This is a genomic window from Planococcus sp. ISL-109 (assembly GCF_018613655.1).
In the GTDB taxonomy this organism is placed as follows: domain Bacteria; phylum Bacillota; class Bacilli; order Bacillales_A; family Planococcaceae; genus Planococcus.
Window position 1 is genome coordinate 1,033,677 of record NZ_JAGGPW010000004.1, and the last position, 15,527, is coordinate 1,049,203.

Annotated in this window: 12 protein-coding genes; 6 read left to right on the forward strand and 6 right to left on the reverse strand. The window is 47.8% G+C overall.

Annotated elements, in window-relative coordinates; all coding sequences use genetic code 11:
• Complete coding sequence (megL, locus tag J7E21_RS06945; protein ID WP_483313480.1) at positions 1-1,209, reverse strand: methionine gamma-lyase; 1,209 nt, start codon at positions 1,207-1,209, stop codon at positions 1-3.
• 371 nt (positions 1,210-1,580) lie between these two features.
• Here megL and rpsD point away from each other — a divergent pair, with 371 nt between their 5' ends.
• Together rpsD and J7E21_RS06955 are read left to right on the forward strand one after the other, a co-directional pair.
• Positions 1,581-2,183: a 30S ribosomal protein S4 gene (gene rpsD / locus J7E21_RS06950; RefSeq protein WP_215105957.1), complete on the forward strand. Its 603-nt coding sequence runs from the start codon at positions 1,581-1,583 to the stop codon at positions 2,181-2,183.
• A 111-nt stretch (positions 2,184-2,294) separates the two neighbouring features.
• Positions 2,295-3,104: an ABC transporter substrate-binding protein gene (locus J7E21_RS06955; RefSeq protein WP_215105959.1), complete on the forward strand. Its 810-nt coding sequence runs from the start codon at positions 2,295-2,297 to the stop codon at positions 3,102-3,104.
• A 54-nt stretch (positions 3,105-3,158) separates the two neighbouring features.
• On the opposite strand, the gene J7E21_RS06960 is transcribed toward J7E21_RS06955, so the two are convergent.
• Both J7E21_RS06960 and tyrS read right to left on the reverse strand, forming a co-directional pair.
• Complete coding sequence (locus J7E21_RS06960; RefSeq protein WP_215105961.1) at positions 3,159-3,710, reverse strand: general stress protein; 552 nt, start codon at positions 3,708-3,710, stop codon at positions 3,159-3,161.
• 134 nt (positions 3,711-3,844) lie between these two features.
• On the reverse strand, positions 3,845-5,110 hold the full coding sequence (gene tyrS / locus J7E21_RS06965) for a tyrosine--tRNA ligase (protein WP_215105963.1): 1,266 nt from the start codon (positions 5,108-5,110) through the stop codon (positions 3,845-3,847).
• Positions 5,111-5,477: 367 nt separating this feature from the next.
• On the opposite strand from tyrS, the gene J7E21_RS06970 reads away from it, so the two are divergent.
• Complete coding sequence (locus J7E21_RS06970) at positions 5,478-8,546, forward strand: transglycosylase domain-containing protein (protein WP_215105965.1); 3,069 nt, start codon at positions 5,478-5,480, stop codon at positions 8,544-8,546.
• Between the two features lie 40 nt (positions 8,547-8,586).
• Here the strand turns inward: J7E21_RS06970 and acsA are convergent, their stop codons facing one another.
• A complete protein-coding gene (acsA, locus tag J7E21_RS06975) occupies positions 8,587-10,308 on the reverse strand; it encodes an acetate--CoA ligase (protein ID WP_215105967.1) in 1,722 nt (573 codons plus the stop codon).
• Between the two features lie 166 nt (positions 10,309-10,474).
• Between acsA and J7E21_RS06980 the strand changes: the two genes are divergently transcribed.
• From J7E21_RS06980 to J7E21_RS06990, 3 genes are read left to right on the forward strand one after another with little or no spacing between them, the layout of a single operon-like run.
• Positions 10,475-11,107 (forward strand): GNAT family N-acetyltransferase, encoded by a 633-nt coding sequence (locus tag J7E21_RS06980; protein ID WP_215105968.1) that lies wholly within the window; start codon positions 10,475-10,477, stop codon positions 11,105-11,107.
• A 20-nt stretch (positions 11,108-11,127) separates the two neighbouring features.
• Positions 11,128-11,766, forward strand: coding sequence for an acetoin utilization AcuB family protein (locus J7E21_RS06985; protein ID WP_215105969.1), 639 nt, complete (start codon positions 11,128-11,130; stop codon positions 11,764-11,766).
• A complete protein-coding gene (locus J7E21_RS06990) occupies positions 11,742-12,917 on the forward strand; it encodes an acetoin utilization protein AcuC (RefSeq protein ID WP_215105970.1) in 1,176 nt (391 codons plus the stop codon). The genes J7E21_RS06985 and J7E21_RS06990 overlap by 25 nt, the downstream gene beginning before the upstream one ends.
• Before the next feature lie 127 nt (positions 12,918-13,044).
• On the opposite strand, the gene ccpA is transcribed toward J7E21_RS06990, so the two are convergent.
• Positions 13,045-14,040, reverse strand: coding sequence for a catabolite control protein A (ccpA, locus tag J7E21_RS06995; RefSeq protein WP_215105972.1), 996 nt, complete (start codon positions 14,038-14,040; stop codon positions 13,045-13,047).
• Between the two features lie 193 nt (positions 14,041-14,233).
• On the reverse strand, positions 14,234-15,319 hold the full coding sequence (locus J7E21_RS07000) for a bifunctional 3-deoxy-7-phosphoheptulonate synthase/chorismate mutase (RefSeq protein WP_215105974.1): 1,086 nt from the start codon (positions 15,317-15,319) through the stop codon (positions 14,234-14,236).
• Between the last annotated feature and the right edge of the window lie 208 nt (positions 15,320-15,527).

A 15,527-nucleotide genomic window follows, 5' to 3' on the forward strand; every position in this document is an offset into this window, starting at 1 on the left:
TTAGATTTCCTGTAAATTGGATTTAATTTGGGCAAATGCTTGCTGCAAATCCTGCATCAAGTCGTCGACATGCTCCAAACCGACCGATAAGCGGACAAGCGAATCACTGATGCCCATTCGTTCGCGTTCTTCAGGCGGGACGACCGCATGAGTCATCGTTGCCGGATGCTGAATCAAAGTTTCAGCATCTCCGAGACTGACAGCGATTTTAATGAGCGACAAGGCGTTGAGAAACTCCTGTGCTTGTTTTTTCCCGCCTTCGAGCTCAAATGAAATCAAGCCGCCGCCTCTGCGCATCTGGTCTTTTGCAATCGACACTTGCGGATGGGCGTCATCAAATGGATAGAAAATCCGTTTGACCGCTTGTTCATTCTGCAAAAATGTGACGATCTTCTCGGCGTTGTCGACGTGGCGGTCCATGCGCACATGCAAAGTCTTCAATCCGCGCAGCAAAAGCCACGCATCAAATGGAGACATGATGCCGCCGAAATCCTTTTGCACCGTCATGCGGATCGTCTGCATCTCCTCAGCGTCTCTTCCGATCAACACACCGCCGATGACGTCTCCGTGCCCATTCAAGTATTTGGTTGCACTGTGAAGAACAAAATCCGCCCCAAATTGGATGGGATTCTGCAGATACGGTGAACTGAACGTATTGTCTATGACAATGCGCAAATCATGCTTTTTGGCGATCGCCTCGACTGCACGCAAATTGACGAGTTCCATCGTCGGGTTGATAGGCGTCTCGACGTAGATGACTTTTGTCTCCGGCCGGATCGCTTGTTCGATCTGTTGTTCCGTCGTCATGGCGATTAGGGAATGCGTAATGCCGTATTTCTCTTCCATAATGCCCAGTAAACCGAACGTGCAGCCATAGATTCCTCTAGAACACAGCACATGATCGCCCGCCTTCGTCAAGTGGACCAAAATCGCGCTAACTGCGGCCATTCCGGACCCGAATGCCAAAGCGGCCTGTCCGCCTTCGATTTCCGCCATCCTCTCTTCCAACACCCGGACAGTCGGATTGCCGAGGCGGGAATAAATGTTTCCTTGCGCTTCTCCTGCAAATCGGGCTTCCCCCTCCTGTGCACTCGAAAACGAATACGTGGACGTCTGGTATAGCGGCGTTGCCAAGCTGTCGTGGTGGGCAGAGCTGTCATAACCTTTGTGGATCACTGCCGTTTCAATTTTTGCCGTTGGTTTCATCATCAAAACACCCCTTACATTAATATAGAAAGCGCTCACATTATTGATTACATCCATTCTAACTTGTGGACACTAAAAAAGAAAGCTCGTGCGCCAGGCTTTCTTCTGTTAAACATTGACGGACGCGGCTGATATCGGTTATACTAGCCTTTGTGTAAAATAATCGCAGCAGTTGTATGTGCGGGTTCGTCCATTTTGTTCCTTGTGTAGAAAACTGTAGAGCGCCCTTAAACGGCCGCTTCCGTCTAGACACAGAGGTGTATCGCGTAACTCTTGGCTGCTGAGCGAAGGTACATGAAAACAAAATGGCTTGCAGCATGAATACATCTGGTTTTTATTTTACTCTAAAAACCAAAATAGAGGAGGAGACTTATATGTCTCGTTATACAGGTCCAGCATGGAAACTGTCACGTCGCCTAGGAATTTCTTTGAGCGGCACAGGTAAAGAATTAGAAAAACGCCCTTACGCACCAGGTCAACACGGTGCTAACCAACGCCGTAAGGTTTCTGAATACGGTTTGCAATTGCAAGAAAAACAAAAACTTCGTTTCATGTACGGAGTGAACGAACGCCAATTTAAAACTATGTTCATCAAAGCAGGCAAAATGGACGGCAAACACGGTGAGAACTTCATGATTTTGCTTGAAACTCGCCTTGACAACGTCGTTTACCGCCTCGGCCTTGCGCGCACTCGCCGCCAAGCTCGCCAAATCGTAAACCACGGCCACATCCTTGTTGATGGCAAGCGCCTAGACATTCCGTCTTACAGCGTGAAACCAGGACAGAAAATCGCTTTCCGCGAAAAATCCAACAACCTTGATGTAGTTAACGAAGCGATCGAAGTGAACAGCTTTGTTCCAGAATACGTTTCAATCGATGCTGACAAAAAAGAAGGCACATTCGTGCGCCTTCCAGAACGCAGCGAATTGTCTGCTGAAATCAGCGAACAATTGATCGTTGAATATTACTCTCGTTAATCGATTGGCCAAAAACCTCCAGGCAAATGCTTGGAGGTTTTTTTCTGCCTTTTTTCTTTTCGCCCTATGGTAAACTGTAGGCATGAATAAATGAATAAAGGAGGCTTATTTATGCGAATCATATCCATTTGCCCGAGCAATACCGAATTGCTCGCTTTTTTGAACGCTGACCATATGCTTGTCGGCGTCGACGATTATTCCGATTGGCCAAAGTCAATCGATCACCTCCCCCGCCTTGGACCGGACCTTTCCATCCGGATGGATGAACTCGAAGCACTCACTCCAGACCTTGTCCTGGCATCCCTAAGCGTTCCCGGCATGGAGAAGAATGTGGATGAGCTGGTAAAGCGCAACATTCCGCATCTTGTCTTGGATCCACAGTCTTTTGCCGATATCCGAAACGATCTCCAAACGGTGGCTGCGGCAATCCATATGGATGCACAACCGCTTCTCACGGAATATGATGCAGCCATCGAAGAGTTAGGAAAGCGCGGCCAGCAGGCAAGTTCCACCCCGTCCCTTTACTGGGAATGGTGGCCAAAACCTGTATTCACACCCGGCGGCATTAATTGGCTGAGCGAAATGAGCCGTCTTGTCGGCGCACGCAATTGCTTCGAGGACAAAGAAACGGCCAACGTCCAAACGGATTGGGAAGACGTTCGAACGCGTGATCCGGATTATATTCTGCTCGCCTGGGTTGGCGTCCTGACTTCCAAAGTGAAGCCAGAACTCGTCTTGAAACGGTCCGGCACACGTGAAATGAAAGCAGCCCAGCAGATCCATGTCATGGAAGAAGCATTGTTTTGCCGCCCTTCCCCGCGGTTGCTCGAAGGGGCAATCAAACTCGGCAAGCTCGTCCACCCGCAAGCATTTGCGGATTTTCCGGTTCCGGCGTTCATCCTAGAAAAACAATTACGTTAAACAAAACCCGCAAAGCCCTAATGGCTTTGCGGGTTTTGTCGTATTCAGATCAAGTTATGAACGGTCCGAGCCTGGCCCTAGGTCGCCGCGGTGCGTCGTCGTGCGCTCACTGCCGATCAACGGCTCGCCCGTTTCAGTGTATGTGTCCACGTCGTTGCGGTCTGCCGGCTTGAGATTGTCTCCATCTTCCAGCAAGACGAGAATTCTTCCTTCTTTGAATTGCGTTTCATAATCTTTCGCTTCATCTTCCGACACGCCGAGGCCAATCAAAGCTCCGGCAATTCCGCCGACGCCTGCTCCTGCTGCAGCACCGGTCAAGCCTGCAGCGATGGGCCCTGCCGCAACGATCGGGCCGATACCCGGAATCGCCAGTGCCCCAAGCCCGGCGAGCAATCCGCCAAGGCCGCCGAGTGCACCGCCTGTCGCGGCCCCAGTTGCAGCTCCTTCTCCTGCTTGTGTGCCCGTTTCTTCAGTAACTTGCTCGACATCTCTTTTGTCTTTGCTGATGACGGAAATATCTTCACTGCGATACCCTTGATGCTGTAGATCTTCAATGACTTCCACTGCTTCCATTTCTGTATCATATGCTCCGACTACTCGTGACATACTATTCACCCTCCCGTGGTTCGTTTGAATTTGGTGTTGCTGCTTCTAATGTTTGTGTTTCCCTGCCATGCTCAAACTAAACCTTGCACAATATACGAAAAACGCCGCTTGCAAAAAGCAAGCGGCGCAACTGATTAAACAAAATGAATCATATGGTATTTCTTTTTTCCGCGTCTGACGATGGCAAAGGCATCATCTAGGCGGTCTTTTTCATCGACGATGTAGTCCAAGTCACGGATTTTTTCTCCGTTAATCGAAATCGCGCCATTCGTAATATCTTCACGCGCTTGCCGTTTCGAAGGCGAGATTTTTCCTTCGACAATCAAATCGACAATCGAGTTTGTTTGTTTTTTCATTTCGACAGAAGGCACATCCTTAAATGCAGCTTTCATTTCTTCTGCACTCAAACTTTTCAATTCTCCACTGAACAAAGCTTTTGTGATGCGCTTCGCATCCTCAAGCGCTGCCTCTCCGTGAATCAGGCGCGTCATCTCTTCCGCCAGTAAAATTTGCGCTTTTCGCAAGTGTGCTTCGGTTTCAACACTTTCTGCCAATGCTTCGATTACATTTTTCTCGATAAACGTAAAAATCTTCAAATATTTGATGACATCAGCATCTGCTGCGTTGATCCAGAACTGGTAGAATTCATACGGCGAGGTCTTTTTCGCATCGAGCCATACCGCGCCGCCCGCCGTCTTGCCGAACTTTGTGCCGTCCGCTTTTGTGACGAGCGGAATGGTGATGCCGAATGCTTTTGATTCTTCGTCATGTGTTTTGCGGATGACTTCCAGACCTGAAGTGATATTGCCCCATTGGTCTGAACCGCCGATTTGAACGCGGCAATTAAATTCATTGTACAGGTGGTTAAAATCGATTGCCTGGATTAAGGTATAGGAAAACTCTGTGAATGAAATTCCGCTCTCTAGACGCGAAGCAACAGAATCTTTCGCCAGCATGTAGTTGACGGAAATCAGCTTTCCGTAGTCGCGCAGAAACTCTATGACGCTCATGCCGCCGATCCAGTCGCGGTTATTGACCATTTTCGCACCGTTTTCTGTCTGGAAATCAAAAATCCGTTCCATTTGCTTTTTGATTGCGTCCACATTGCGATCGATTTGTTCAGTCGACTGCAATTGGCGTTCTTCATTGCGCCCAGACGGGTCTCCGATCATCCCTGTCGCTCCGCCTACAAGTAAAATCGGGCGATGGCCGTGCAATTGAAAACGGCGCAGCGTCAGCAGCGGAACGATGTGTCCAATATGCATGCTGTCGGCAGTCGGATCGACGCCGCAGTATAATGAGATTTTTTCTTTGCCTAGCAGATCCGCCATGCCCTCTTCATCCGTCTGCTGATACAGCAGCCCACGCCAGTTCAAATCTTCTAATAATGCATTTGTCATGTAAATTCCTCCTCTAACATTTTCCGTTTCATGCACGGACACAAAAAAAGCCCCTGCATGAAAAAATCATGCAGGGACGCTTATGCGCGGTACCACCCAGCTTGGAGGACTCCGCCTCCCACTCAGAATGTGCCAGACGGGACACTACCGCAAACTCCAGGCCTGTAATTCGCTACATGCGTTTTGACCGGTTTGCACCACCCACCGGCTCTCTTGTTTCAAAACAGCATGCCCTACTTCGGACCTTTCATCGTTCGAATTTAAAGAATCTACTATGTAGTCTACTTGATTACAAAAGATTGTCAATATCTTTCGTTCCAATTATCGGAATATGCTATAATGGAAAAGATTTTTGAGGGGGAATATTATGCGCGACAAATTAAGAAGATGGATGCAAAAGGCAGAGGAGACAACCGATAGATGGACTTCGCATAAATGGTTCAAGCGTTTAAAAGTCACCACGGGGGTCATATGGAATTTGGCGATTATTTTCGCTGTCATCATAGTGGCAGGAGGTGTGTTCGCAGCCTCAGTCGGAGCTGGTTATTTCGCTTCGCTCGTGAATGGGGAAGAACTCCGGACAGAAAAGGAAATGCTTGGGGACATCTATAGTTATGAAGAAACCTCACAATTGTACTTTGCCGACAATACGTATCTCGGTAAATTACGGACCGACCTTGACCGTGAAGAAACCACTTTGGAAAATGTGTCGGATGTTGCGATTGATGCTGTGCTGGCGACAGAGGATGAATATTTTTACGAACACGAAGGCATTGTTCCAAAAGCGATCATGCGCGGCTTGTTCCAGGACGTTTCCAATTCGGATAACCAATCCGGCGGATCGACTTTGACGCAGCAATTGATCAAAAACCAAATTTTAACAAACGAAGTATCCTATGAACGAAAAGCGAAAGAAATTCTCTTGGCTATGCGCCTGGAGAAGTTCATGAACAAAGACGATATCATGGAAGCTTACTTGAACATCATCCCTTACGGACGGAACTCAGCAGGCACACCGATTGCCGGCATTGAAACGGCGGCAAAAGGAATATTCAATGTATCTGCAAGCGAATTGAACCTTCCGCAAGCCGCTTTTATAGCTGGCATTCCGAAAGCTCCGTTCAGCTATACCCCGTTTGCTTCGGGCGGCGACCTAAAAGAAGAAGCTGGCCTTGAGCCAGGACTTAACCGCATGAACACAGTGTTATACCGCATGCTCGAAACAGGCTATATTACAGAGGCGGAGTATCAAGAAGCACTCGACTATGATCTTGCTGCTGATTTCAGAACAGATGAAACCCGTTCATATGATGACTATCCGTTTGTGACGGCAGAACTGGAACGGCGGGCAACCCGCATCATCATGAATGTGTTAGCGGAACAAAACGGCGTCGATGCTGAAACACTGGACCAAGATCAGAACCTTTACGAGGAGTATGTAATTTTAGCAGACCGGGCTGTCCGTTCAAACGGCTACCGCATTCACTCTAGCATCAATAAAGACTTATACATTGCACAAGAAGAAACACAAAAAGCTTACCAAGGTTACGGCACGACACTTTCTGAGGAATATGTCGATGACGATGGCGAAACACAAACCCGCCAATTGCCGGTGCAAGTCGGCAGTGTGACTTTGGAAAACCAAACCGGCCGCATTTTAAGCTTTGTCGGCGGCCGTGACCACGAAGTAGAAAACTTGAACCATGCAACACAGGCTTTCCGCTCGATCGGTTCCACTGTTAAACCATTGCTCGTTTACGGTCCTGCCCTAGAAGCCGGTGTCATTGGTGCCGGCAGCCCGGTAGTGGATGTCAAGTTCACAATGGATGATAATGGCACACCTTACGAGCCAACAAACTTTATTCCGACGAGCGAACAAGGGATCATGTCTGCGCGGGATGCGCTTGCACAATCCCAGAACCTTCCCGCCCTCAGATTGTTTGCGCAACTCCGCGATGATATGCCCATTCAATACTTGATGGAAAATGGCTTTTCGCGCGTTACAGAAACTGACGGTGTCGTCTCCTCCGCACTTGGCGGAGGAATCGAAGGCTCTGTTGAGGAACTCGCCAACGCTTACGCGACGTTGGCAAACGGCGGAAAGTTTATCGAAGCGACAATAATCGATAAAATCGAAGATGCTGACGGCAATGTCATCTATGAACATGAGCCTGAAGCACAAGACGTATACACTCCACAAGCTTCCTATATATTGACAGATATGCTGCGCGAAGTGTTTGAAAACGACCGAGGAACAGCTAGCCGCGCCAACGGACTGTTGAATTTCAACGCAGACTTTGCCGGCAAAACAGGAACGACCCAAGCAACGCGTGATGTCTGGCTCGTTGGCTATAACCCGAACATTACAATGGGTGTATGGCTCGGCTACGATAAAGAACGCTACTCATTGGATAATTTCAGCAACCAAAACCTGCAGCCTTCTACACGCGTCAATCAATTATGGGCCAATTTGATGAATACGACACACAATGTCGTACCAGACGCAATCGGCTCGAAAGATACATTCCAAGAGCCGGAGGGCATTGTTGACCGCTCCTTCTGCGGCATTTCCGGTTTTGCGCCGAGCGATGCCTGCAAGAAAGCCGGGCTTGTCCGCTCCGACTTGTTTATTGCTGATGTCATGGTGCCAGAAGACGGCGATGACAGCTTAAGCAACGGACAATACACGACGATTAACGGCAACCGCTATGCTGCCCTATCTAGCACGCCGAGTGAATTTGTTTCTGGCGGCGGCATCGGCGTATCGGAAGAATATGTCGATCGCATGCTCGCTCCATTCGGCGGCGATGCAGGCAAGTTGTTCCCAGGAAACTCCATCTTCAAAAACGTCGTCTCCAGTGCGACGTTTGAAGCAGACAGCGTTGCCCCTGCACCTGTTGGAACGTCCATCAATGGCCGAACCATCACATGGAGCGACTCTCCTTCAAATGATGTTGTCGGTTACCGCGTGTTCCGCAGCGGCAACCGAGTCGCTTCCATTTCAGAATCAAACAGCAACTCGTATAATGCACCTGGCCCTGGTACGTATACCGTCGTCGCTGTAGATATTACCGGCAGACAATCTGCGGCATCTAATAACGTGACGATTAAAGCGCCTAAACCAGAACCAGTGCCTGAGCCTGAACCAGAACCAGCTCCGGAACCGGAACGAGATGAAACACCGGCTCCGGCGCCTGAACGACAAGAACCTGAGGAAGAACCTGCCGAAGAACCGGCAGAAGAACCAGTAGAAGAACCAGTAGAAGAACCAGTAGAAGAACCAGTAGAAGAACCAGTAGAAGAAGAGCCTGTGGAAGAGGCGCCACCGGAAGAGCCGGAGGAAGAGCCGGAAGAGGAAGAAGCACCACCGGAAGAACCTGAGGAACCAGAAGAGCCGGACACTGACAATCCTGAAAGCGAAGAAGACGCAGCATAAAAAAAGCCTCTCTGCATATTGCAGAGAGGCTTTTTTATGATTAATCTTCCATAGTGGACAAATCGCCAGTCGGCAGATCTAATTCCCACGCTTTCAAGACGCGGCGCATAATTTTTCCGCTTCGCGTTTTCGGAAGCTTGTCTTTAAATTCGATTTCACGCGGTGCTGCATGAGCAGCCAATCCCTTTTTGACAAATTGCTGGATGTCTTGAATCAACTCATCCGAAGGTTCGTATCCTTCGACAAGAGAAACGAACGCTTTGATGATTTCCCCGCGCACCGGATCGGGCTTGCCGATTACGCCCGCTTCAGCAACTGCCGGATGTTCAAGCAATTTGCTTTCCACTTCAAATGGCCCAACACGTTCACCTGACGTCATAATGACGTCATCTACACGCCCTTGGAACCAGAAATACCCATCTTCATCCATATAGGCTGAGTCACCTGAAACATACCACTCACCCTTCAAAAAATACGAATCGTACTTCTGTGGGTTGTTCCAGATTTGGCGCATCATCGAAGGCCAGCCTTTTTTGATTGCCAGATTGCCCATTTGGTTCGGCGGCAATTCTTTTCCTTGATCGTCGACAATCGCCACCTCCAAGCCTGGAACCGGTTTGCCCATGGACCCCGGCTTGATGGCCATCGACGGATAATTGCAAATAACTTGCGCACCCGTTTCAGTCATCCACCATGTATCGTGGATGCGTTTATCGAAGACTTGCACACCCCATTTGACAACTTCAGGGTTGAGCGGTTCGCCTACCGATAAAACATGGCGCAATGTGGAAAGATCGTATTCTTTCACGAGTGCATCGCCTGCGCCCATCAGCATCCGGAACGCTGTCGGTGCACTGTACCAAACCGTGACACCGAAATCTTCAATCGCCTGATACCACGCATTCGGTGAAAAGCGTCCGCCTAAGATGACCGTTGTCACACCGTTCAGCCATGGTGAGAAGACGCCATATGCAGTTCCTGTCACCCAGCCTGGGTCAGCTGTGCACCAATAAATATCCTGCTCCTGGAAATCGAGCACCCATTTGCCGGTCTGGTATTGCTGCACCATCGCATATTGCGCGTGCAGGACTCCTTTCGGCTTGCCGGTAGAACCGGATGTATAATGAAGAACCAATCCATCTTCTTTATCCAGCCATTCAACTTCAAACTTATCTGAGCAGGAATGAAGATGCTTCAACACATCGATGTGGCCGCCGCTTTCTTCTGCACCTTCTTTTCCAACAAGGAAGATGGTTTTCAAATTCGGAAGCCGGTCTTCCGGTATACGTGATAATAGTTCCGGCGTAGTAATGATCGCTTTCGCATCGCTATCGTCCAGGCGGTCATAAATTGCGCCTTCCATAAATGCTTCAAATAACGGTCCGACAATCAAGCCCATCTTAAGTGCTCCGAACATGAGGAAATAAAGTTCCGGTGAACGCGGCATAAAGATGAAGACGCGGTCCCCTTTTTCAAGATCGGAATGGGATTTCAAAAGATTTGCCGCCCGGTTCGTCATGCGCTTCATCTCATAGAACGTGTAGGACTCATGACGGTTTTGGTCTTTGTAATATAGAGCGACTTTGTTTTTGCGGTCTGACTCAGCATGACGGTCAATCGCCTCATGAGCCATATTGACTTTGCCAGTTTGGAACCAGCTAAACTCTTTTTCGACTTCAGACCAATCGAAGTGAGCTGCCTGTTCATCATAATTATGTAGATGATGCTCCCCTGGCTTTGCTGGTAAAGCTTCCACTTTCACATCAATCACCCTTTCTCTCTGTTTCTATATATTCTACCTCAACCTTTGGACGAATTGCGAATTATTTTAATTTTTTAGAAAATACCGTTAATTTACCTAAGCAACTTTCTTTTCACTCACCTCTTCATGTATAATGAATCTAATTGCAACCACAGGCGGTGAAATGATGGAACATAAAAAATTATATAATGCGATGGAATTGAAAACGAAACACGGCATTCTCGTCATCGAAGGGCCTGTCCCGTCAAGGGAACTGAAGGAACTTGATTTCCACGAACACTTAGTCGCTTTCCGGCCTCCGGAACAGCAGCACAAAGCCTTGACGGAAATCGCTGACTTGCCGGAAGGGCGCATCCTGATTGCGCGGGACCGAAATACCATTGTCGGTTATGTAACATATCTGTATCCCGATCCACTCGAGCGCTGGTCAGAAGGAAAAATGGAAAACCTGATCGAACTTGGCGCCATTGAAGTGATTCCGAAATACCGCGGCGCCGGCGTCGGCAAAGCGCTTATCCAAGTATCCATGATGGACGATGCCTTTGAGGACTTCATTTGCATAACAACAGAATATTACTGGCATTGGGATTTGAAAGGCACCGGACTGAACGTCTGGGAATACCGGAAGATCATGGAAAAAATGATGCAAGCGGGCGGACTTGAATATTTCGCTACGGACGATCCCGAAATCAGTTCCCATCCGGCCAACACGCTGATGGCACGGATCGGCTCGCGCGTCGATCCCGAGTCAATCCAAAAGTTCGATCAGCTGCGATTCATGAATCGCTATATGTACTGACAGATTAAAGGGGTGTTTGTATGCTAGTCGAAGAAATCATGAAGAAAGAAATTTTTACGCTTCGTTCAGATCAGACCGTACAAGACGTGATGAACCTGTTCGAGGAGAAACGGATCCGTCATGCTCCAATTGTCGATGACGGCAAAGTCGTTGGAATTGTCACCGACCGCGATTTGAAAGATGCGACGCCATCCATGTTCACTGTTACTCCTAAAGGGGAACCGTATAAAAAGAAAGTGGCGGATATTATGACCAAAAATCCGATCACCGTACATCCGCTGGACTTTGTAGAAGAAATCGCCTTAGTCTTCTACGAACAGAAAATCGGGTGCCTGCCAGTCGTCAGCAACAATCAGCTTGTCGGATTTTTAACGGAAACCGATTTGCTCTATACGTATATCGAGTTGACCGGCGCACACCAGCCCGGTTCCCAAATCGAAATCAAAGTACCAAACCGCTCGGGCACTTTATATGAAGTAAGCAAAGTGTTTTACGATCACAAAGTAAACGTCTTGAGTGTTCTCGTATACCCTGACCGTAAAGACAATTCCAATAAAATTTTGGCATTCCGGATCAAAACGATGAACCCCATCTCAATCATTGACGATCTCCGAAAAAAAGGATTTGATGTCTTATGGCCAAATCTTCATCAGGAATAAAAAAACACGCCGTCTTCATTTTTTCAGAAGATCAATTGGGGTACAAATTTTCTGAAACGCATCCATTCAACCAGAAGCGTCTTATTTTGACGATCGACCTGTTGCGGGAAATGGACGCTCTTCCTGACGACTTAATCATACCGGCCCGAACGGCTACGGATGAGGAATTGCTGCTCGCGCATGATCAGCGCTATATCGATGTCGTCAAAAAAGCCAGCCGCGGTGAAATCACATCCGAAGTTGGAGAAGGATACGGCATCGGTACAGAAGATACGCCTATCTTTGAAAATATGCATGAAGCAAGCGCCCGTTTAGTCGGCGGCACACTGACAGCTGTCGACCAAGTAATGGAAGGCAAAGCAGAACATGCATTAAATCTCGGTGGCGGCTTGCACCATGGCTTCCGCGGAAAAGCATCGGGCTTTTGTATTTACAATGACAGCTCGGTCGCCATCCATTATTTAAAGCAAAAATACGGCGCCCGTGTCCTCTATATCGACACTGATGCTCACCACGGAGATGGCGTGCAATGGTGCTTTTACGACGATCCGGATGTCTGCACGGTCTCCATCCATGAAACGGGACGCTATTTGTTCCCAGGCACCGGCAATATCAACGAACGCGGAAGCGGACAAGGCTACGGGACATCGTTCAATTTTCCGATTGACGCGTTTACCGAGGATGAATCGTTTCTCGAGATTTACCGAACGTCCATGCGGGAAATTATGGAGCATTTCAAACCCGATGTCATTTTGAGCCAAAATGGCGCCGATGCCCATTATCTGGACCCCTTAACGCATTTATGCAGCACGATGGAAATCTACCGGGAAATCCCTAAAATCGCCCATGAGCTGGCACATGAATACTGTGATGGCAAATGGATCGCAGTCGGCGGCGGCGGTTACGACATTTGGCGCGTCGTTCCCAGAGCCTGGTCGTTATTATGGATGGAGATGAACAATTACCCGTCTCCGAGCGGCAAACTCCCGGAACCATGGCTCGAACGCTGGCAAGCGGAATCGCCCGTTGCGCTCATCGAAACGTGGGAAGACCCGAAAACTATGTATAAGCCCATTCCACGGAAAGCTGAAATCGCCGAAAAAAACCAGCAAATGCTCGACAAAGCTTTGTATATGATCCGCAATCAATAGAATTCGCTTTTTTAGTCGGAATATTCCGTATTTTAAAAAAGCATAAAAACCCGCCGTTTCTGATGGATTGAAATCTAATCCTGTCAGAAACGGCGGGTTTTTGCGTGAACACCTTATTAAAGCGATCTTAATGCTTTGTGGACTGGCGTTCTTCTATGCGATACGGAAGCACTACTTGTTTTTCTTCGATTTCTTCATTGTTCATGTATTTGGTCAGCAGGCGCATAGAAACCGCCCCAATGTCGTACAACGGCAAAGCAACTGCCGTCAGCATCGGCCGCGCCATGCGTGCCAATTTAGAGTTCTCGTAAGTGATGATTTCCACATCGTCCGGAATCCGTTTGCCGAGCGCTTCCACTTCGTGGATAACGCCAATTGACATTTCATCGTTGCTGACGAAGTAAGCTGTCGGTTCAACTGCTTGTAAAGAACGGACCGCTTCCTTTCCTTCTTCATAGGAATTGTTGCATTCGACGACCAATCTTTCATCGTAGCTGATGCCTGCTTCTTTCAATGCATCCTGGTACGCTTTTAATTTGTGTTCGCGGTTGATTTCAGAAGTAAGCGGCCCTGAAATATAAGCGATTTTTTTATGGCCGCTATCGATGAACTTTTGGACTGCTTCGAACGCAGCTGCATAATAGTCAATATTGACAGAAGCGATTGAAGCTGTGTCATCGATCGATGCTGCAAGCACAATCGGGGTTGGAGAGCGTTCCATTTCTTTACGCAGTTCGCCTGAAATAACATCGCTCATGAATACGATGCCGTCCACTTGTTTGCCGAGCATCGTTTCAAGCAATTGCAATTCTTTGTTCGGGTTTTGATCGGAATTCGACAAAATGATATTGTATCGGTACATTGTTGCGATATCCTCAATGCCCCTAGCCAGTTCAGAATACGTGCTATTGGAAATATCGGGGATAATGACGCCGACCGTTGTCGTCTTTTTGCTCGCCAGTCCACGTGCTACTGCATTTGGGCGATAGCCGAGCTCTTCAATCACTTTCAATACTTTTTTTCTAGTGGCTGGCTTTACGTTTTGATTTCCATTGACTACTCGGGATACCGTAGCCATGGAAACATTCGCTTCGCGCGCCACATCATAAATCGTAACGGTCATAATGCACCCTCCTGTTCCATTCTTTCATTCAATCATACGATAATCACTTTGTGAATATCAACACTTATTATGTATTGTAGCAATGCGATTAGCGAAAGTTCATGAAACTGTTCATCTTTTCCACTTTTCTTCTTCTTTTTGACCGAAACAGTCATGAAAAAAAGAAAAAAGCCGGAGCAAGTCCGGCTTTTCCTTATACTTTCAATTCGTATTGCTTCATGAATTTCATTAGAGAATCGTAGTATTCATCGAATTGCGGCAAGCTCATTTGCTGCTGCGCATCAGATAATGCAACCGCTGGATCCGGGTGAACTTCAGCCATTACCCCATCAGCTCCGATTGCGATTGCCGCTTTAGCAGCTGGCAATAGCAAATCACGGCGGCCAGTAGAATGCGTCACATCGACAAAGACCGGCAAATGCGTTTCTTGCTTCAAGATCGGCACTGCGGAAATATCGAGCGTGTTGCGCGTCGCTTTTTCGTATGTGCGGATGCCGCGCTCGCAAAGGATGATTTGGTCATTTCCGTTAGCGATGATGTACTCCGCTGCTTTGATGAACTCATCAACAGTTGCCGACATGCCACGCTTCAAGAGTACTGGCTTGTTGATGGACCCAACCGCTTTCAGTAGCTCAAAGTTCTGCATATTGCGCGCGCCGACTTGGACGACATCTACGTAATCCAATGCTTCTTCAAGGTGGTGAGGCGTGACGATTTCAGAAACGACTCCCAGATTATATTGATCAGCTGCTTTTTTAAGCATTTTCAAGCCTTCTAAACCAAGTCCCTGGAAATCATATGGCGATGTACGCGGCTTGTATGCCCCGCCTCGGATCAGCTTCAGGCCTTTCGCATTGATGGCTTGGGCCACTTGATCGACTTGTTCTTGCGACTCGACTGCACAAGGGCCAAAAATGAAGGACGGTGTACCTTGTCCGATATGTTCGCCATTGACCGAAACGATCGTATCTTCTGCTTTTTTCTTACGTGAAACAAGAAGCGCTTTGCGGCTATCTTCTTCTTGCATATCCAAAGCGGATTTGAAGATCTCTTTGAAAATATGATCAACAGTTTTTTGATCCAAAGGACCATTATTATTGTCTTTCAATAAGTTCAACATATGGCGTTCGCGTAATGGATCGTATTTTGTTGCACCTTGTTTTTCTTTGATTTTCCCGATCTCTTGTATCACGGAAGCTCGCTCGTTGATAAGAGATAGAATTTGCAGGTTGACTGCATCCACTTTTTCTCTAAGTTGCTCTAATTCGATATGACTCATTCTCCACTTCCCCTTTCAAGAGTGACCCTTTAGTAGGTGTCTCATCTTATCATGATATGACCATTATAAACAAATTATTCAGCAAAGTCACGGAATATGTTTAGCGATTCAACGCACTAAAGCGTTTTCATTTTGATTATCTTGTATAAAAGCTTTATATGCCAAGGTTTCACAGCTTTCAAGTGAATTTTCCACATAAGAAAAACGG